The sequence below is a fragment of the Nonomuraea sp. NPDC050733 genome, from assembly GCF_040654215.1.
In the GTDB taxonomy this organism is placed as follows: Bacteria; Actinomycetota; Actinomycetes; order Streptosporangiales; family Streptosporangiaceae; genus Nonomuraea.
This window is the reverse complement of sequence record NZ_JBFAHO010000075.1, coordinates 1-18,630: the sequence shown is the minus strand read 5'-3', so window position 1 is coordinate 18,630 and position 18,630 is coordinate 1. Positions and strand designations below refer to the sequence as shown.

Below are 18,630 nucleotides of genomic sequence, written 5' to 3'. Positions count from 1 at the left end.
TCTTCTGTTCCGGAGGCGAGGGCGTCCATCTCGGCCCGGTGGAGGGCGCCGACCTGGGCCTCGCGGTCGTCGCAGATGACCACGGGTTCTGCCGCGTCGACGACGTCCAGGACGAGGACAGAGTCGGCCAGGACGAGCCATTCCAGCACGTCGCTCGTGTGCCGGAGCATGATGACGGTGGCCGAGGGAGAGCCGGGGTGGTTCAGGTCGCAGGTGCCGTCATGGAGTGAGGTCACCGTCTTGATTCCCTGGGTGAGCACTTCGGCCAAGGTTCCTGCGCCCTGGGTCATGGAGGTCAGAAGGGTCGAGCCGAGGGTGCGGGAGAACCAGGCCACGCCGTGCGAGCAGCCGGAGTCGGACCCGGCGGGAGTGCCGGCGCCGTCGAGGAGGACGGCCGCATCGGGGGTAGCGGCGACGAAGTCCTCGTTCATCCGGCCGGGTGCTGGCTCGGTGGCGAAGGTGACCCGCACGTCTCACTCCTCCTCATGCCGGTACAGGGGACTGGCTAGCTCCGCCTTGACCGGTTCCCCGCTGGCCGGGTCATATTCGACGCCCACCACGGTCGAGAAGCGCTTGTCACCCACCTGCCCCCAGAGAGTGGCGATCTCCGTCTGGAGGAGCTGCACCACGCCGAGCGTGCCTTGCGGGTGGATGCCGGTGAACACCATCAAGTTGCCCTTGCCGTCCGGTCTCCCGAGCCGTCCGAGGTAGGCGTAATCCACGGTGCGGGCGGGCTCACTGTCCGAGCCGGATCGGTACACGGTGCCGGTACGGCGGTCGCGCAGCGTCCAAGCACCGTCCTTGACCCACTCCAGGACCGGATCGGACTCGTACAGCGCGCCCATGACAGTCGAGAGCCTGGGGCCACAGACGACGATGAGGTTGGGCCGGTTGATGTCGATCTCGCCGCCGAGGGGTACGTGCTCCAACTCCACCGGCAGGTCGAAGCCGCGGGCAAGGTCCTCCAGCCGCTTGGCCGCGGTGACGTCCTCCATCGCGACCACGGGTCGTCCCTTGGTGTCCTCCCGCTTGAGTGGTGTGACTAGGGTGATCGTGCCCGTGCCCAGGAACGCCCCTTCGGGGGCTGGACCGGTGTGCCGGATCTGGTGAATACGGCCCCGAGTGAGGCCGGCTTCCTTGGCGATCTGGGCGTACGACAGCCCTTGGGCATGCAGCTCTTGAATCACTCGCCGTCGCAGCCGAGAAAGCTCGGTGACCTCCTGCTGAGCAGCGCTGAGACGCTCGGTAGCGACCCGTAGCAGTTGGAACGGGTCTTCTATCGCGGCAATGCGCTCAACGTCACTCGGCGCCATCGATCCCCCTCTGATCACTAAGGGCGAGTCTAGGCCCCTAGACGGTATGCCGTCTATCCCCCTTGACAGTACGCTTTCAACCGGTTCGCCGGTTTTTGAACTGACCGCACGGATAGCCGAACGCCGATTGGGGACGCCTCTCGGGCTCACCGCACCATGCCCGAAAGTAGCGCAGACCACGTGGCGTGAGCTTCACGCACCCGTACTCGATGAGTCTCCGCAATGCCCCGCGGGCTGACGCGTCGAATGAAGGCGAGACCGCCAGACTCGCACAGTTCGTAGTAGACGCTCCGGCAGTCGCAAGTCCAGGCGATCACTCGACATCGACCGTCCGCACGAGCGACGTGCCAGTCGAGCGCCACACATGCCGGCTGCGGCGAAGGCGGATGGGGCGACAGACAGGAGGTCATCAGCATGACGCCGTCTGCGACCCTGTGTGCAGCACGGCCCACACGGTCCGGCCGTGTTCGTCTCCCCACACGCCCCAATCGATCGCCAGGTTGGCGACGAGCAGCAGGCCGCGCCCACCTTCGCCCTCCGGATACGGCCGGAAGAGCCTGGGTGAGGAAGGTCCGCCCTCGTCGAGGACGCCGACCCAGAGACGATCCGTATGAGCTTGGACGCTCACAAGGAAGCGCCCTCCGAAGCGGCCACTCGCCGAGTGGCGTATCGCGTTGGTCGCCAACTCGCTGACGATGAGCTCTGCCTCATCGACCGCAGGCCTGCCCCGCAGGAGTGCGGTCACGAAGCGTCGTGCCTCTGTGATGGAAGGAGCGGAGCCGAGGAAGTAGCGGGAGAAGCGCCAGGCCGACATAGGAGAGCTCCGTCGTCTAGGGGGCTATACATCGGATGGCGCCAGCGTATGAGTGAGCCTAGAACTAGCTCAAGCTATTCGACGCATAAATGCGTCACTTCTCCAGACGCTCGACCAGTTGACAATAGTCGTCGGCGATGCATTCCAGCAGTTTGCGCAGCTCGTCCCCATATACGGCCACACCAGCGAAAGCGTCAAAGGTCTCGACGTGAGCCGCCAGCTCGTCGGGACCAGTCAACGTGAGATCACCCGTCAAGCTCTCGACCACGCTCACGGTGTCGTCGTAGATCGTGAACCCATGCAGCGGAAACGCCGGCACCTTCACGGCCCACGGCACCACACCCAGCTTCACGTGGGAGAGCGTGGCCACTTGGCCCAGCCGATCGAGCTGCGCCAGCATCAACGACGGAGGCCCCGGCCACGTCCGTACGGCACCCTCGGTCAGGAGGAACGAGAACTCGCGAGCGCCGTCGAAGAGCACTGCCTGCGCCTCCACCCGCACAGCCGCCGCCTTCGCCACATCGCCGGCCTCAGCTTCTCGCCCGACGGCGAGCGCCAACCGCGCATATTCGGCTGTCTGCAGAAGGGACGGAATCATGGCTGACTGGAAGCACACGATCCGATGCCCCGACCTCAACCGTGCAGCATTCGCCGCCTCACGGCCAGCCAGTCCCTGCTTCAGCCGGGAGACCTCCTCGCGAAGCCGTACGAGAAGAGCGTCCAGCTCTGCACGCCCAGCACCGTTCAAGCCGAGCGCAGCGACTAACCGCTCCACCGTGTCAGGCGTGGGAAGCAACTGCCCAGTTTCGATGCGAGAGATCGTAGGCTGCGCTACCTGCGCCCGCACTGCAAGATCATTACCAGTCAAACCGGCATCCCTGCGCAGCTTTCGCAGCAGTGCACCCAGCGTTCGCAACCGATCCCGCCGCTCATCCACACCGAGGGTTCTACCATCCATGCAGGTCGATGCGACGCAACATCAACAGATGAGAAATATCCCTGCAGCTTCATGCTGCCGCCCAGCGAATGTAGGCCCAGCGACGCACACAAGCCTGGATCACAGATAGCGCCGAAGTACGGCGAGCGCAATGATCAGCACAGACACAATCATGCCTCCAGCGGGAATCCCCAGCCCCGAAGTGATCGGTTCGCGCGAGCTGGGGCGCTGGAGCGGCTGAGGTGGAAGCCTGATCACTTCGCCAGCTATCGACCCGGGCAAGCCCAGCAGGCCGGCGCTACGCGGCGGGTCGACAGCGAATGAGATGGTCAGACAGGCATTCGTCTAGGCGCAGTGTGTGCGAACCACATCAGGACACTCCTCACGTCCAGATATGGCCATTCAAGTGAAAATAGCTCTCTGGGCATGTCACCTAAGAGTTGCCCGGTGGATGCTGGTCAGCACTGGCTACACAACATACCATCGAGCCATGGCTGGCACTCTAGTATATGATATTGAAGCATTTCATACGTACCAAAGACGCTTTGACGTAGAAGCCTTAGGTCGGGCCTTAGGCGACTGTCACTGGTACATAATATCCAGACGCCCGGCAGTGCGAATCTTGGATGCGGAGTGCGCGCCTCGCGGAACTGTGATCAATCTACTTTTGCAAACGAGCAACAGTATTGCCGGCAAGTCATTCGAAAGAAAGTTTAGAATTAGATCGGCTTCGGGCCTGGGGCTTCATGATGTAAGCATCCATGCAGATGGTGCCTATTTCTGCTTTAAGGTTGGCAACCATATTCTTCATGGTGACTCGTGGGCGCTTGCAAGCTATTTGAGTTGCGCCGAAGCAACTCTGGCCAAGCACGAAGTTCTTTACGTTGGTCAGGCATTCGGGCCTAGGGGCCGAGGCAACGCATATGAGCGGACCAAGGAGCACAAGAAACTTCAGCGAATATATGAAGACCATGTTTCTCGATCTTGGGATATATTTGTAACTCCAATTCGGCTATTTCATGGCTCCGCGATGTCTGACGATCATATCGATGATGTAGAGGCGGGATTTGATCTGGACTCCTGGCTTGAAGTTTTTTCACCAAGCAAGGGCATCAGTAAAACCGTCGTCGACCTCATAGAGCATAGCCTTATCTCCTATTTCTCGCCTCACTACAATGAAATGCTGAAAACCTGGCAGGCTGGAAATCCTACTTCTGCCATGCGGGCTATGCGTGGCGCAGGTTTTCGTCTCCTACAGGTTCATTTAGACGGATGGATGGGGCTTACGCGCTTCTATTCGGCCAAAGAGCGCGAGTTGGTCCGTAGTCATTTTATCTCGCAGGACATCCCCCCGGAGCCGCGACGTCCAGTTCTTTCAGGGATAAGCGCCCAGGACATAAGCGATTGGCGTCTTCCTGCCCAGTCTATGCGAACTTTTCCTGCCCTGCTGGCAGCCCAAGCTGAGATGTCTGGGACTGAGATCAAAATCTTTGGTGACGAAGCTCCGAAACTTCGGATTCCACCCGAAGTCGACCTTTGACGTTCGGGTAAATGGCTTGCGAGTCAGCGATTAGGCTGATCGTCGATCAGGATTCATACGCCTTGGTACAACGGTCGGGGCTTCACAGCAAATCCGTCGCGCGCTGTACACCGGGGCCGTTGGGATGAGCCAAAGAGGCTGACCCACCGTGGCTAGCCCTCCCTTGCGATCAAGTGTCGACATCACGGCACCAGGGCAGTTGGTCCGCCTGAAAGCGGACGATCGCTGAGGTGTCCAAGCCTCTGCCTACACAGCATTCGGGTTTCTCTCTGGTTGCTCCGGCCACAAGCGTCTCCGGGTAATACCTTTGCCGAATTGCGCTCATATAGATCAAGCGGCGGCGCGGCGCGCCGCCGTACCTCCGGCCCTCCGCCCGCCCGCCGTCCGGGCGTGCGGCCTGGGGGCCGGTCCCGAACGGCGGCGGGACACCGGGCCGGGCACGGCACGCCGTCCCCGCCGTACCAACCGAACGCACCGGCCGGGTTGCCGCGCCGCCGCACAGGTACAGCCCTCACGATCGCCAGTGCATGGCTGGCCGCCATACATGCTTGGGGCGATCGACGACCCAGGGTTCGTTCCTCACCCTGGCTCACCGGGCAACGCGGTTGATCGCCGGACGGCGATGCTCGCGCCTCATCCGGTGGTGTAATCCTTGAGGTCGGTGGCTGTGTCTAGCACAGGGAAGCAGGGATGCCGATTTCGCCAGCAGATTTCGATTGTGCAGGTCGCGCAAACCTCGGCACTACAGGGCATTACACGGCACTAAGGTCCAGCCGTCCCGGATGTAGGTCCTCCGGAAGGTTAGCCTGGACCTCAGCCTGGTAGAAGCCCAGCCTGACCTTCAGTTCGTCGTATGCCATCAGCAATTCAAATGCATAAGCGGCGGCCATTCTCGATCTGCCAGAAGCGATCTCCTCGAACAGTATTTCAGTGCATCCAGACACCACCAACTGACAGGATTTGGCAATTTCTTCCTGTTCTCCATAAAAGAGATTGAAGAGGACGCAGAGAAGGTGCGGTCTCCACTTCAGGGGCACTTCGCGGGCCGCGAGACTCGCAGCGATCATTGCTGCCGTAGCCACAGCAGGCTCCATCAGGTTCGACTGAATATAGGCGTGGTTATCCGCCCACCCTTCACCGATTCGATCCGGGAGGGGGCCGCGTAGGGCAGACATGAAATCCACTGGAATGTGCGCCGCAGTCTTATTGCAGCCACATTCCATGTTCTGCCATGAATGGCGCGAGATTTCCAATTCCAGCATCCTCATATACACTCACTTACCCCGACGTCCGCCTGGCTCCGCTTGCACACCATCAGTGAACCCTTTTCATTCTGCCGCAGGGTAGCCGATCACAGCGTGATCGGCGCCGTGGGTGGCTGGGGCGATCGAAGGTCCAGGGCTTCGTTCCTCAGCCCCGGCCCGCCGGGCACTGTGGCTGGCGTGCCCGTTGCGTGCCCGATAGAGCGGGGAAGCAGGGGGCAGGGAGGGGAGTCACGGGGAATGCGACATGCATGCTGAGCTGTGTCTTCGCTGGTGGACAAAGATCGGCGTGCGTCTTTGCAAGCAGAGTGTCAGGGCACGGATCTCCTAGGCTGACGCCGTGGCTTCCCAGAACTCCCCGCTTCACGAGGCTACTCGGCTCTATCTGGCAGGTGCCCGTTCTGTGGATGACACCGTCCGCGCTGCTCAGGTCATGGAGTGTCTGGGAGAGGAGGACTGGGAGACAGCCTTCATCCTTCTCGAAGAGCTCGGCGATGCTCGCCCACAACGGCCCGAGTTCTGGCGGCTTCTGGCCCACGCCGCACGGCTGGTCTGGCGTCGTGAGGATGCCGACTGGTACGAGTGGCGGAGCAGTGAGGCCCGGAACGGTGCCTTGCGGGCTGAGCTCTGCTTGGCGCGCACCGAGGAAGGTGGCCGTGCACTGCCCGTACTTCCTGGCCGGTCGCTTCGGCCTATGTGGGACATCGGCCAATGCACCCCCGAAGGAGAGCTATCGGTCAGCATTGCCTCTCTCTGGGTCGAGGGTCATGATCCACTGGAACCCGGCGAGTGCGCGCCGGTGAGGCTCATCCCCCTGACTCCTGAGCACTGGCGGCACCTCAAATCTGGTGATGTGATCATCATGTACGAGATGCGACCACCCGCCGGACACGCGCGCATCACCGAGGTCCTGCCACCCGTGATGGACGTTCCTTAGTTGCAGTTCTAGTTGCAATCCCAGGGGGTTCCATGGTGTTCCATGTCGACCGTCCGCGTCTGTTGGCCCAGGCTGAACCGATCGGAACGGTCAGGATCCGAGCTGCTAATGCGGTTCGGCTAGCATCCGTACTTGCTCAACAAATGGGAGACAGCGTGGTGATCGTGCAGCGGATCGTGATCCGGTGGACCAAGCACGCGCGTGGCGCGGATGAGGCCAAGCGCCGACGGGAGATTCCCTTGGCGTTCGAGCTGCCGCCGATGCCCGACGAGCCCCTTGTCGTTCACGATCTCCTTGCTGAGGAACGGACCGAATACGCGCCAACTGCTGTCATCGGAAGCCATCCTCTTCCAGCACAGCTCAATGGGCTGCGGTTTCACTTGTCGGAAGCAGCTGTTGCAGTGGTACGGACGCCGGTGTGGGCCGCGTACCCGACCAACCGTTTCCCCGGCCGTGTGTTCTTGCTTGAACCAGGAGAGTGTGCCCGTTACCAGGCCAATTTCCGCTTCAGCGGATACAGCACGGAATGGTACTACGAGCAATGGGTCATCAACATCGCCCATAAGCCGTGGCGACGCAGCTTGTTCCTCGCTGAGGAGCTCGACCATCACAAGGACGAGCGAGTGTCTTTGTACGGCAGTCATCGCTAACCCGCCCGCGCCATAGATCATGCTCTGAACCGGCCAGGGGAGCGGCCGGCGGTGCACGGCACACGGTGGGCATGGCTGGGCGTCGTGCCATTAGCGTGCCATTAAGGGCGGTCAGCAGCGGGCAGTCACGGTCACTCGCGGACTATCCTCCGCGCAGGTCGAGGCCGTTGTCCTCGATGATCCGGCCGTTTTGCAAGCAGGATGTCAGGAGTTCGAATCTCCTAGGCTCCACACACACGAAAGCCCAGGTCAATGGCCTGGGCTTTCGATCTTTGTAGGGGCTCTTTCAGGGCCGTGCCCGTTCCGTGCCCGATGGGTCCATGTCAAGCGCTCCGCGTGCCAGGGCGTCGAGCTTGCGGGCCACCTCGCGCTGGCGTTCGTCGGTGGAGTGCTGGTAGATGAGGGCGGCGCGAGTGCTGGAGTGGCCCATGCGGGCCATCAGCTCGCGGATCGAGGCGCCGGCGCTGGCGGCGAGGGTGTTGCCGGTGTGGCGGAGGTCGTGGAAGTGGATCTTCGGTAGGTCGGCATCCTGGAGCGCCTTCGCCCAGACGCGGCGGTTGAAGTTGGTGTTGCGGAGAGGGCCGTCGTCGGGGCCGACGAAGATCAGGCCGTCGTCGCCGTCCTGGGCGAAGTCCCCATGTGTGCCTTGAGCTCGTCGAGGATCAGGGTGGGGATGGCGGGGCAGGCCAGCGCAGCGTCTCCGACCGCTGGGTCTACGCGGGGGTCCGGTGACTGGTGCACGGGGAGCGGGTTGGGGTTCGTTCAGATGTGGCGGGATGTCGGTCATTGGAAGATGTGGATGTTCTCGGTGACCCAGGCGTGCAGGGTCAGCGGCGTCTGGCCGGTGAGCCTTTCGACGGTGTCGAAGATGTGGTGGTCCCAGGCGGCTGACTGGCGCTTGAGGTCGAGGAGGGCTTCCAGCCGGGGACCGGACCAGCCGAGGCGGTCGTATTCGGCTTGGGCCTCGGCTTGGGTGCGTTCGATGAGCTTGATGGGCTGGCCCAGGACGTGGCCGATGATGCCGGCCTGGTCCTGGGGAGAGAGGGCTTGGCCGCCGGTGAGGGTGTAGGTCTGGCTGTTGTGGTGGGGGGTGGTGAGTACGTGGGCGGCGACGGCGGCGATGTCGCGGGGGTGGATCATGGCGGAGACCGGGTCGCCTGCGGTGACGTACATCGTCTGCTCGGCGGCGATGGTGGCGGCGTAGCCGTACAGGTAGACCATGAACGTTCCGGGACGCAGGATCGTCCAGGTCAGGCCGGAGTCCTTGATGACTTGTTCGCCCAAGCGGTGGCCGGTGCTGATCGGGTCGGTGGCGTCGAAGGTGACGCCGCTGGTGGACAGCTTGACCAGGTGGGTGACACCGGCCCTGATGGCGGCGGCGACCAGGGCGCGTTCCTGGACGGGGCCTTCGGGGCCGTACCCGGGGGGCAGGACGAAGACCTTCTCGACGCCTTCGAGGGCGGCGGCGAGGGTGTCGGGCTGGTCGAAGTCGCCGGTGACGACCTCGACGCCGGCGGGGAAGGTGGCTTTGGCGGGGTTGCGGGTCATGGCCCGGACGGGGATGTCGCGGGCGGCGAGCAGGGTGACGAGTTCGGAACCGACGTTGCCGGTGGCACCGGTGATGAGAATCATGGGCTGGGCCTTTCAGGCGGAAAGTCTGGTGTTGGGGAGGAACAGGGAGAGGACCAGGCCGATCAGGGCGATCGGGATGACGGCGATGAAGACGGGCTGCAGTGCGTCGGCATAGGCGGTGGGGCTGGCCGCGCCGTAGGGGAGCCTGCTGGTCATGAGGGCGGCGAAGAACGACACGCCGAGGGCTGTGCCGCTCTGGCGGGCCAGGGTGGCGGTGCCTTGGGTGACGCCGATGTCGGTGCGGCTGGTGGTGTTGCGGGCGGCCAGGCTGAGGGCCTGGGTGTTGAGGCCGCCGGCGATGCCGAACAACGTGAGGTATACGGCAGCCAGGGCTGGGCTGGTGGTCGGACCGGCGGTGGTGAAGAGGGCGGCGGCCACGGCGAAGACGGCCATGCTGGCTACGGGGTGCCAGCGATAGGAGCCGGTACGGGCGATCAGCTTGGTGGAGGTGTAGGAGGTGGCCACGACGCCGAGCATCATGGCGGTGAGCAGATAGCCCGAGGACTGGATGCTGACCGTCAGGACGTTCTGCAGCCACAGCACCAGGTAGTTGACGATGCCGAGGCCGAGGAATCCGGCGATGAAGCCGACCGCGATGACGATGGTGAAGGTGCGGTCGCGAAACAGGCGCGGCGGGATGACCGGGTCAGCGGCGCGGCGCTGGGACAGCACGAACAGCGCCGATGACAGAGCGGCGGTGGCGGCCAGACCGATGATGATCGGGGAGGTCCAGGCGTGGGTGGTGCCGGCCCAGGTGGTGAGCAGGTTCAGCGCGACGACCGCGGTGATGAGTAGGAGCACGCCGAGGTAGTCGATGCGCGCCTTCTTCTTGGTGTGGGGCGGCAGGTGCAGCCGGATGGCGACGATGAAGATGACGAGGGCACCGATGGGCAGGTTGATCAAGAAGATCCAGCGCCAGCCGGCCAGGTCGGTGAGCAGACCGCCGAGGGTGGGGCCGGCCAGGGAGGCGGCGCCGAAGGTGAGGGAGAACCAGCCGTAGTAGCGGGCGCCCTCGCGGGGGCTGAACATCTCGCCGATGATGGCCAGCACTGAGATGAACAGGCCGCCGCTGCCGACACCTTGGATGAGGCGGAAGGCGATGAGCTGGGGCATGGTCTGGGCCAGGCTGCAGGCAGCCGATCCGGCCAGGAAGACCAGGATGGCGATGAGGAAGATGCGCTTGCGGCCGAGCAGGTCGCCAAGCTTGCCGTACACCGGGGCGGCGGCGCTGCCGGCGATGAGGTAGCCGGTGGTGACCCAGGCGAAGGCGTTGAGTCCGCCGAGATCACCGATCACGCGGGGCAGAGCGGTGGCGACGATCTGGGTGTCGAGCAGAGACAGGAAGACGGCGGCCATCAGGGTGGCAATGACGGTGGTGGCGCTGCTCGGCTTGGCCGGTGGGGCCTCGACAGCGGGCGTGGAAGGGCGGAAAGACATGAGAGGGTCCTTGCGATCGGAGAGCGGCTCTCTGGTGGAGAGCTCGCAAACGAACCGTTGAAGAACGTCACCACGGGGGGTGACGGAGAATGGATATGGCCAGGCATATGCCTGACGCGAACCGGCCTACTCGGCCTTCTCAACCCCGACCAGCCCGACGAAGGGGCTTACCAGTCAAGGTCCTTCATTTGGTCGTTTGTTCTCGAGGCTCCCGAGGGATCGCAGGTACTCAACCGCCAGCCAGTAAGTGATCAACCGGCTGAACGGGAGTGACGGTAACAGTGGACGCGACACCCGCGCAACCCGGGCACGGACGACCGCCACACGCATCCGTCACCCGTCGCGCGCCCGACCACCCCAGCGGTCGATGAGCTCGTTGAGTTCGGCGATCGACTCGACCTGCGGGACGGGGACCAACCGATTGCGGCGAAATCGGCCGTCCGATCAGGTGATGCAAGCGGATCCTGCGATGTTCGGGCGAGAAAGCTTCTGTCGATGGGAAGCACCAGGTTGTAGAGATACGGTCGTGCCCAGCGAGGCAATGCGATGAGCACCAGTTCCAGTTCCCCGCGCGGATCGTCTTCCAGCAGCCGGGGCATGTGCAGGTGGGAAGGAGCCGAGTGGAGGTGCCGGGAATCACTTCCCGCGCCCAGGCCAGCGGCACTGCAGCCACATAGCCTGGCCCCCGCCGGGTGTGTTCCAGCGCGATCACCGCAGCCATAGGGCGCGGTCCGAGACCGGGAACCTGGTGAATCGAGGGTCTGTCAGTCATGCACATGAATCGTCGCGTGGGAACCGCCGAAGGGCGCCTACGCGGCATGGCCCCTTCTTGGCCCGCTTCCCCGACGGGTGGGACGACGGCGACGGGATGCTCAGGCAGGACAGTTGCTGGCGTGTGCCAGGTCTTTCGCATGCACGTACGACCCCCCAATGTGTCGCGAGCAGAGAAGCCGGGCGATCAACACCGGAGGGTCCGATGGGGGTCTTCTACGACCACTACCGGGCGGCGCACAGGCAGGCCGCCGGAGAAGCCGGGATTACCGGTCGAGAAGCCCCTTCCTGGCATCCCGGACTTCGAACGCCGTAGAGACCAAGTGGCTCACTCCATGGGACTCGCTGGGACAACTGATCGCGTTGATCAGGAACGTGCCCTATACCGATGATCTCGTACAAACGGTTGACCTTCATCCGCCTCCCGGAGATGCGCCCAAGACCGATGAGGAGTGGGATGCGCTTCCTGAGGATTCGCCGTACTTAGTGAGGCCAGGCATCGAAGAGCTGCCAGCGGATGTCCGCGATACTCTCGTCGATGTCCCCGACGAACGGCTCATCGAACTCGGCGAGCAATGGGCAGCGGATGACAGTCAATAGAGCAACTGATCTTCGCTGCGGGAACGGCGGGCCAGGTCTCGCAGCTCCGCGATCAGTGTGGGCCACTGTCGGGGGTCAGAGACTTCGGAGCCGTGCAACATACGTGCAATGATCACTGGTCTTGTTGCTCCGACACCAGGTCATGACACAGGTCAGAGGCCATCTCCCAGCCGGGACGGCTACGAGCTGTAAAGCCGTCGGTAGCTGACTCCGTGCTCACCATATTTCCCGAATCGCCTGTTCCGCGCGGCCAAACTGTGGACCTTAGCCATAGATTGTCAGCGTTGATCCGTCTGAGAAAGCTGGTTGTCTCATGTTCGGTGAGATCGCTAAGTGTTACGGCGAGTTAGTCCACTTAATGACGCGGGAAAGCGTGGCTTACACGGTGACAGTCCCTGACTACGGCGCTTTGACGGTCGAGGACGCGGTGCGCCGGCTCGGGTGCGACGCCGCCGTCGTGCGCGCTCCGGGAGAGGTGCGGCCGGATGACCTCGCCCTTCAACAAGTCGACACTGGCGTAGTCACGTGGTCGAACAACCCTTATCCAGATGGCAAGGAGGTGACGGATCGACTCGGTGGTGAAGGATTCCGGCACTGGTATCTGGCCGGAGACATTGAAGGCAACACCACCATGTACGCCCGCTACGGAGACAGCGACGGGCAACTCGATTTCCCTGAACCTGGCTGGATCCCATTCACTCCTTGGACAGACCGGCTCGGCCCGCTGGCCCCCTATGCAGAGATATTCGCTGCTGTCTACGACACCTGGTCGGACGACCCTGAGGTGTGCATTGAGGGCACGTGTCTTGCGATGATCGAACTGGAAAGCGGCGTTCGCCTGAACGAGGATGTGCTGAATAGCCCAAAGGTATATCTACCGATTTCTGGGTGACCTTCGCCTGACCTCGGCCACCCCGTAACGCTTCAAATGGACTTCGCCGCTCCCGGAGCCACCTCGGGAGTCGCCGGGACTTACGACCTTGGACCGGCGTGTACTGATGTGCGCAGCACGCCTCTGGTTGCCGAATTCCACACGGCCTTGAGGAGTACCGTGGTGAAGCGAGCATGATCATGACTTGATCGGTTCTCCTCCTCCGGAAGGTCCCATGCGCCCCTACGTCCTGCTGAGCTGCGCCATGTCCGTGGACGGCTACATCGACGACACGACACCCGAACGGCTCCTGCTGTCCAACGTCCAGGACTTCGACCGCGTGGACCAGGTCCGGGCCGAGAGCGACGCCGTCCTCATCGGCGCAACGACAATGCGCCGCGACAGCCCCCGCCTCCTGGTCAACTCCGAAGCCCGTCGAGCCGAGCGTGCAGCACAGGGCCTTCCCCCATACCCGCTCAAGGTCACCATCACCAACAGCGGAGACCTCGACCCCGACCTGAAGTTCTGGCACCACGGCGGCGAGAAGCTCGTCTACTGTCCCGACTCCGCCGCTACAAAGCTCCGCGAAGCCCTGGGCGACCTCGCCGGCGTGGTGGGTCTTGGCCCCGCCGTGGACCTCGGCCGCATGCTTGACGATCTCGGCGAGCGCGGCATCCGCCGCCTCATGGTGGAAGGTGGTGGCACCATCCACACCCAGTTCCTCACGCAAGGTCTGGCCGACGAGATCCACCTCGCCATCGCCCCCATCTTCGTCGGCGACGGCAACGCACCCCGCTTCGTCAACCCCGGCGACTTCCCCGGAGGCGCCGGCCACCGCATGGCACTTGCCGAAGTCCGCACCGTGGACGACGTCGTACTTCTTCGCTATCTGCCGAAAGAGTCCTCGGGTAGTAAGACCTCATGACCAGCGCCAGCACCGAACAAGACCGCCGATGGCTGCTCACCGCGATCGACCTCTCCCACCAGTGCCCGCCATCGCAGACAGCCTTCTCGGTCGGCGCGGTCATCGTCGACGAGCACGGCAACGAGATCAGCCGCGGCTACTCACGCGAGACCGACGCACACGTCCACGCGGAGGAATCGGCCCTGTCCAAGCTCAATGCCGACGATCCCCGCCTCAAGACAGCCACCCTCTACAGCTCCCTGGAGCCCTGCACCCAACGCCGGTCACGGCCGCGAACCTGCACACAGCTCATCCTTGACGCCGGCATCCCCCGCGTAGTCACCGCCTGGAAAGAACCGCCCACCTTCGTCATCGACGCCAACGGCACCGAGGCCCTGACTGCCGCAGGAGTCACGGTCATCACGTTGCCGGAACTGGCAGAGGCCGCACGAGCCGCCAACATGCACCTCACCGGCCCCAGCTCGTAGCGACCGAGCGACTTGCCGAATTGTTCTTATAGGTGATCAGGCAAGAAATCGGGCACCAACCCGGCATTCCTGTAGCCGGGCTTTCGTGTGATCAGAACTCTAGTGGTAGCTGACGTGTTCGATCGGACAAGAACAAGCCGAGCTACCCTCGGGTTTCACAAAATCCGCAAGTCTCTGACCTGTGAACATGCCTATTTCCATGATCAACACAAACGGAGAAATAGGCGTTTTGCGAGAATTGCGAAGCTCCCTCGTAACCATGTTGTTATATACAAGGTCTTGAGAGACCTACCCATACGAGGGATAGAGCGGCGAATCAGCCCTTGGTAGTAAAGATCCCTACATCATGAGCACTGATCTGCGGCGGCGGACGCTGCGGCCCTCACGATCGCCAGGAGCTGGCTGATCATCGGACAGGGTTGGGGGCGATCGAAGGTCCGGGGCTTCGTTCCTCAGCCCCGGCCCACTGAGCAACCCAGTGACTCCCCGTAGCCAACTCATCGAAATACCGTCACGCGGTCATGGTGGATGGGGTTGGAGCAGGCTGACCGCGGTTGGTTGCGGTTCTGATGCCTGTCGTGGCTCCGGCATAGAACTGGCACACAAGATCAGTAACCGACCAATCTGACCACCTAAACAGCAGGTCAGCCCAGTTGAAGCCACCGCTCCAGAGCGTGGCTCTATTACTTGAGTTCCGCAAATAGTCCGTTATCAAGTACATGGGCGGCCGGAGACTATTGGGGCTGCGGCCGGGTCGTCCGGTTGGTGCCGTAGGGGAGAGCCGGGCAGGCCGTGGGTCCCAACGTTGTCGCCAGGGCATCGGCCCGGCGACCCGTGGCGGGTCGCCGGGCCGGTAACCGGTGGTCAGCTCGGGATTGCGCTACCCTCGCAACCTTTGCCGATCCGGCCCGTCTCGAAGTAGCGCACCACGTCGGTGGCGCACTCGGGCACCCGGGTGGTCGACACGTGCACGTCGTCGGCGACCGTGTAGACGGTGCCGCCGATGGCGCGCTGCGTCTGCAGCGTCCAGTCGTAGACGGACATGAACTCATACAGGTGCCCCGCCAGCACCAGCGACCCGCTACCCCGCTTCAACGTGGTCTGCTGCACCGGCAACGGCCAGCCGGAACACAGGGAAGTCAGTCCCCAGGACCGGCCGGTCGCCGGATGCCGCTTCACGAGCTGCTGATAGTCACGCCAGGCGGTGTCGAAACCGGGCCGGCTGCTGTCCTCGTTGCACGCGACGGCCAAGTTCATGGTCATGTTCTGCGTTTCGGGCGCGCCGGGCACGGGCGTCCCCATCATCGGTGCGCCGAGCAGGTCCTTGACGGTGGGCGGGGCGGTGGTGCCCGTCGCCGTCCGCAGTTCGGCCAGCGCCTTGCCCGCGCGCACCCACTCGGTCGAGTTGCGCTTGGCCAGATCGGCGACGGCCGAGCCGTCGATGGGCCGCTGCAGGTCGATGTAGGTCTTGGGGCTCTTGTCGTACGCGCGGACCAGCTTCGCCACCTCCTCGCGCACCTTCCGTGCGGTGGCGCCGAGACTGTAGGTTTCGTCGCGGTCGGCAAGCCAGGCGGCCATGCGCCCGAAGTCACGCTCGGCCGCGTCCGCGCTGTCCTTGATGTGCCGGTCGAAACGGGTCCACGGCGGGGCCGGGCTGTCCAGAAAGGCCCGTCCGGTGTGCTGGGGGAACTGGCTGCGGTACACCATGCCCAGATAAGTGCCCCAGGAGAAACCGAGCAGGTTGAGCGTGCGCTCACCCAACGCGGCCCGTACCAGGTCCAGGTCCTTGGCCACGTTCTCGGTGGTGAGCTGTCCGAGGAAGGCGGGGTCAGAGCGTCCGCAATCCTGGTTGGCGGCGACCTGCCCGTCGTATATCTTCCTGGCCGCCTCCTTGGTCAACGTGCCGGGCTCCTGCGGGCCGTTTGGCGAGAAGGTGCAGGCGACCTTGGTGCTGTAACCCACCCCGCGCGGGTCGAAGCCGATGATGTCGTATCGTTCGTTGAGCTTGGCCATCTGCTCGTTCCTGAGGACGACCCGCAGGACCGGGTCCAGGTACCCGCTGCCGCCCGGCCCTCCCGGCAGGACGGCGGTGGCGCCGAGCCGGTGGGCCTTGTCTGTGGCGGCCAGCCGGGTCACCGCGATATCGATCTTCCGTCCGGCGGGGTCGCGATGGTTCAGCGGGACGCTGACCGTGCCGCATTCCAGGCGCTTCATCAGGGTAAGGAAGGCCGGAATCTGCTCCTCCGTCACGCGCAGGCTCCGGATCACCTCGTCGGAGTAGGTCGGACAGGATGTCCACTGGACGGACGACACGCCGGAGTTCGGGCTGGAGTTCGCCGTTGCGTTCGCGCTGGCATCAGCGGTGGCGCCTGCCATGGAAGGATGCGCCACTAGCCCCGCCAGCGCCAGTGCCATCAGTGATGTTCGGTACGTCATACGGATCAGAAGTAGCGGTGGTTTTGCTAGATCAACGTAAAGAGCGGTAGGACTGCGCCGAGCGCGGAGACAAGTCCGTGCAGCCCGACAAGCGTTGATCGTTTCGTGGTGCAGCCAGATCTCGGAGTCGTCCCGGCCAGGCGTATCCACTGAACATTCTCTCCGCGCTCAACACTGCGGGTGGTGGAGAAGATCAGACGCGGTAGTGGCGGGACGCGGTGTCGGCGCTGACGCCGAGGATGGCGGAGATCTCATGCCAGGTGGCGCCCGCGGAGCGGTCTGCGGCGACGGCTGCGGCCAGGATGGTGCGGGCCTGGCTGAGCAGGGGCAGAGCTGCGGCGGTGTAGCCGGCAATGGGGCCTTTGATCCAGCCGGTCTGCTGGGTCGGGCTGGAGAGGTCTTCTTCCCGCAGGCTGAGGATGAGTTAGCTGGTGGCGTGGGTCAGGCGCTCGACTCGCTGGCGAAGGTGTCGTCGCCTGTGACGGGTGCTGCCTTGGCGTTGGTGTTGCTGGTCGACCCATCGAACGGTGTGGTTGGCGTGCCCGTTGCGTGCCCGATGAGGCGGGGAAGCGGGGGGAATGGTGGCGAGTCACGGGGAATGCCACCCGCATGCTGAGCTGCGTCTTCCCTGGTGAAGCAAGATCGGTGTGCGTCTTTGCAAGCAGGATGTCAGGAGTTCGAACCTCCTACCCTCCACCTGCGAGACGGCCGGCAACCGATCTTGGTGCGGGGTGTTCGTGCCATCAACGCACCATTAGCCTTTGGCGATCTTCTGTTGCTCGGCTGCTACGCGAGCGCTCAGTGCGTCGGCGATTCGCTACGGGTCCATAGTGCGCGTCCGCGCCCACATACCAAGGAGGGCAGTTTCCTTCGCTGGTAAGCCCTTGGGCTGCGGCACGAGGACCCAGATGCCGCTCAGTGCCTCAACATCCCGCGTGTCGGATCAGTCGTGCAGTTCATCCGCTGGCACCGTCTCATCGGCTGGCGGCGGCTCGATGTCCGCCTTCATCCCCCAGTTCGACAGGCGGAGATCTTTTTCGAAGCCGTCGTACTGGTCTTCGCCCGCCAATCTGTTGGGGCCGTCGTTCGGCTCGCGCCAGGAGCTCCATGCTCTGCGGACGAGTTGGTCGCCACCGATCCACAACCGCCAGGACACCTTCCAGGTGCCGTATTTTCCGGTGGGCTTGCTCCGGAAGCCGATGCGCAGGCCTGGTTTGGCCTTGTCGAGCTGCGCGAAGGTGATGCTGCCCCGGTAGAGGGTGGTGCGCACCCCGTCGTACTCGCCTGCGGGCCGCTTGTCTGTGGTGGTGGCCAGTACCGCTCTGAGCGTGGCCTGGTCGGCGAGGTCGACGAAGCCGGACTTCAGCGCGAGCCGGCATGGCGGCCAGTCGTAGGAGACCCAGGTCTTCCCCGGCGGCAGGGGATCTTCAGGGTCACGCTTGACGTACGACTCGTAGCCGAGCTTGCCCACGCAGATATTGCGAGTACCGCGAAGACCCAAGTTGGGATTCTTCATGTCCGTAGCCGCAATCTTTCCCTTGCCGAACCCCACGACGCCGCGGATCGGCTTGACGGAAGACCAACTGCCGAACGAGAACATCCGGGTGTGCTCGACGACCTTGACCCCATGGCCGGGGACGAGCTGACGCTGGATGGCGCCGGCCGGATCCACCTCGGCGTCGGCGTGCACAGCCTGACCTGCGGTCAGCGTGGATACGGCCGCCAGGAGAGCCGTCGCAACCATCCGTCGCTTCATCACGTTGGGATCTTCGCAGCGGCAGGTCTCATCGTGATCACACATGCCTACCGTGCATCTTGGCCAGTCCGTTGAAGCGCTGTCAGAAACGGCAGTAGAGCGCGGTGGCATCGTCGAAGGTCTTGCCACGTGGCCAGCGCGCACCCTGTGAGTCCGACTTCTCGACTGCACGGACTTGACGGATGAGTTCGTCCGGACCGGACTGCTCCAGCAGGTCGAGGACGTGGCGCCAGGTATGCAGGTGGAAACGGTCGACGAGGCGGGATGCGCCGTCGCTGAGGA

At 63.7% G+C, this 18,630-nt stretch carries 17 protein-coding genes and 1 pseudogene; 7 read left to right on the top strand and 11 right to left on the bottom strand.

Annotation, left to right across the window (positions count from 1 at the left end; translation table 11 throughout):
• The 4 genes from AB0H64_RS44290 to AB0H64_RS44275 form a co-directional block, all read right to left on the bottom strand.
• Positions 1 to 470: protein phosphatase 2C domain-containing protein (locus tag AB0H64_RS44290; protein ID WP_357637792.1), on the bottom strand; the 470-nt coding region annotated here is incomplete at its 3' end.
• A 3-nt stretch (positions 471 to 473) separates the two neighbouring features.
• Positions 474 to 1,313, bottom strand: a complete 840-nt coding sequence (locus AB0H64_RS44285) for a sigma-70 family RNA polymerase sigma factor (protein ID WP_357637790.1) — start codon at positions 1,311 to 1,313, stop codon at positions 474 to 476.
• Positions 1,314 to 1,722: 409 nt separating this feature from the next.
• Positions 1,723 to 2,127, bottom strand: a complete 405-nt coding sequence (locus AB0H64_RS44280; RefSeq protein ID WP_357637788.1) for an ATP-binding protein — start codon at positions 2,125 to 2,127, stop codon at positions 1,723 to 1,725.
• A 94-nt stretch (positions 2,128 to 2,221) separates the two neighbouring features.
• Complete coding sequence (locus tag AB0H64_RS44275; RefSeq protein ID WP_357637786.1) at positions 2,222 to 3,064, bottom strand: helix-turn-helix transcriptional regulator; 843 nt, start codon at positions 3,062 to 3,064, stop codon at positions 2,222 to 2,224.
• A 652-nt stretch (positions 3,065 to 3,716) separates the two neighbouring features.
• On the opposite strand from AB0H64_RS44275, the gene AB0H64_RS44270 reads away from it, so the two are divergent.
• Positions 3,717 to 4,604, top strand: a complete 888-nt coding sequence (locus tag AB0H64_RS44270) for a hypothetical protein (protein WP_357637784.1) — start codon at positions 3,717 to 3,719, stop codon at positions 4,602 to 4,604.
• A gap of 752 nt (positions 4,605 to 5,356) precedes the next feature.
• Here the strand turns inward: AB0H64_RS44270 and AB0H64_RS44265 are convergent.
• Positions 5,357 to 5,872 (bottom strand): hypothetical protein, encoded by a 516-nt coding sequence (locus AB0H64_RS44265; protein WP_357637782.1) that lies wholly within the window; start codon positions 5,870 to 5,872, stop codon positions 5,357 to 5,359.
• 397 nt (positions 5,873 to 6,269) lie between these two features.
• On the opposite strand from AB0H64_RS44265, the gene AB0H64_RS44260 reads away from it, so the two are divergent.
• Positions 6,270 to 6,803 (top strand): hypothetical protein, encoded by a 534-nt coding sequence (locus AB0H64_RS44260; RefSeq protein ID WP_357637780.1) that lies wholly within the window; start codon positions 6,270 to 6,272, stop codon positions 6,801 to 6,803.
• A 155-nt stretch (positions 6,804 to 6,958) separates the two neighbouring features.
• On the top strand, positions 6,959 to 7,453 hold the full coding sequence (locus AB0H64_RS44255; RefSeq protein ID WP_357637778.1) for a hypothetical protein: 495 nt from the start codon (positions 6,959 to 6,961) through the stop codon (positions 7,451 to 7,453).
• 286 nt (positions 7,454 to 7,739) lie between these two features.
• On the opposite strand, the gene AB0H64_RS44250 is transcribed toward AB0H64_RS44255, so the two are convergent.
• Genes AB0H64_RS44250 through AB0H64_RS44240 form a run of 3 tightly spaced genes read right to left on the bottom strand, consistent with a single transcriptional unit; the run spans position 7,740 to position 10,522 of the window.
• Complete coding sequence (locus AB0H64_RS44250; protein ID WP_357637776.1) at positions 7,740 to 8,240, bottom strand: tyrosine-type recombinase/integrase; 501 nt, start codon at positions 8,238 to 8,240, stop codon at positions 7,740 to 7,742.
• Positions 8,237 to 9,085 (bottom strand): SDR family oxidoreductase, encoded by an 849-nt coding sequence (locus tag AB0H64_RS44245; RefSeq protein WP_357637774.1) that lies wholly within the window; start codon positions 9,083 to 9,085, stop codon positions 8,237 to 8,239. Before AB0H64_RS44245 ends, AB0H64_RS44250 begins: the two co-directional genes overlap by 4 nt.
• Before the next feature lie 12 nt (positions 9,086 to 9,097).
• Positions 9,098 to 10,522, bottom strand: a complete 1,425-nt coding sequence (locus tag AB0H64_RS44240) for an MDR family MFS transporter (protein ID WP_357637771.1) — start codon at positions 10,520 to 10,522, stop codon at positions 9,098 to 9,100.
• 1,134 nt (positions 10,523 to 11,656) lie between these two features.
• Between AB0H64_RS44240 and AB0H64_RS44235 the strand changes: the two genes are divergently transcribed.
• The 4 genes from AB0H64_RS44235 (at position 11,657) to AB0H64_RS44220 (ending at position 14,156) form a co-directional block, all read left to right on the top strand.
• Complete coding sequence (locus tag AB0H64_RS44235) at positions 11,657 to 11,893, top strand: hypothetical protein (protein WP_357637769.1); 237 nt, start codon at positions 11,657 to 11,659, stop codon at positions 11,891 to 11,893.
• 313 nt (positions 11,894 to 12,206) lie between these two features.
• Positions 12,207 to 12,785: a hypothetical protein gene (locus tag AB0H64_RS44230; RefSeq protein ID WP_357637766.1), complete on the top strand. Its 579-nt coding sequence runs from the start codon at positions 12,207 to 12,209 to the stop codon at positions 12,783 to 12,785.
• A gap of 214 nt (positions 12,786 to 12,999) precedes the next feature.
• Positions 13,000 to 13,689, top strand: coding sequence for a dihydrofolate reductase family protein (locus AB0H64_RS44225; protein ID WP_357637765.1), 690 nt, complete (start codon positions 13,000 to 13,002; stop codon positions 13,687 to 13,689).
• The gene (locus AB0H64_RS44220) at positions 13,686 to 14,156 is read left to right on the top strand and encodes a deaminase (protein WP_357637763.1); all 471 of its coding nucleotides are present in this window, start codon (positions 13,686 to 13,688) and stop codon (positions 14,154 to 14,156) included. The genes AB0H64_RS44225 and AB0H64_RS44220 overlap by 4 nt, the downstream gene beginning before the upstream one ends.
• An 864-nt stretch (positions 14,157 to 15,020) precedes the next feature.
• Here AB0H64_RS44220 and AB0H64_RS44215 read toward each other — a convergent pair.
• The 3 genes and pseudogenes from AB0H64_RS44215 to AB0H64_RS44205 all read right to left on the bottom strand — a co-directional run.
• Positions 15,021 to 16,571, bottom strand: a complete 1,551-nt coding sequence (locus AB0H64_RS44215) for an alpha/beta hydrolase (RefSeq protein WP_357637760.1) — start codon at positions 16,569 to 16,571, stop codon at positions 15,021 to 15,023.
• Between the two features lie 964 nt (positions 16,572 to 17,535).
• Positions 17,536 to 18,351, bottom strand: a complete 816-nt coding sequence (locus AB0H64_RS44210; protein ID WP_357637757.1) for a hypothetical protein — start codon at positions 18,349 to 18,351, stop codon at positions 17,536 to 17,538.
• A 79-nt stretch (positions 18,352 to 18,430) separates the two neighbouring features.
• Positions 18,431 to 18,630, bottom strand: a pseudogene (locus AB0H64_RS44205) (integrase); the annotation flags it as partial.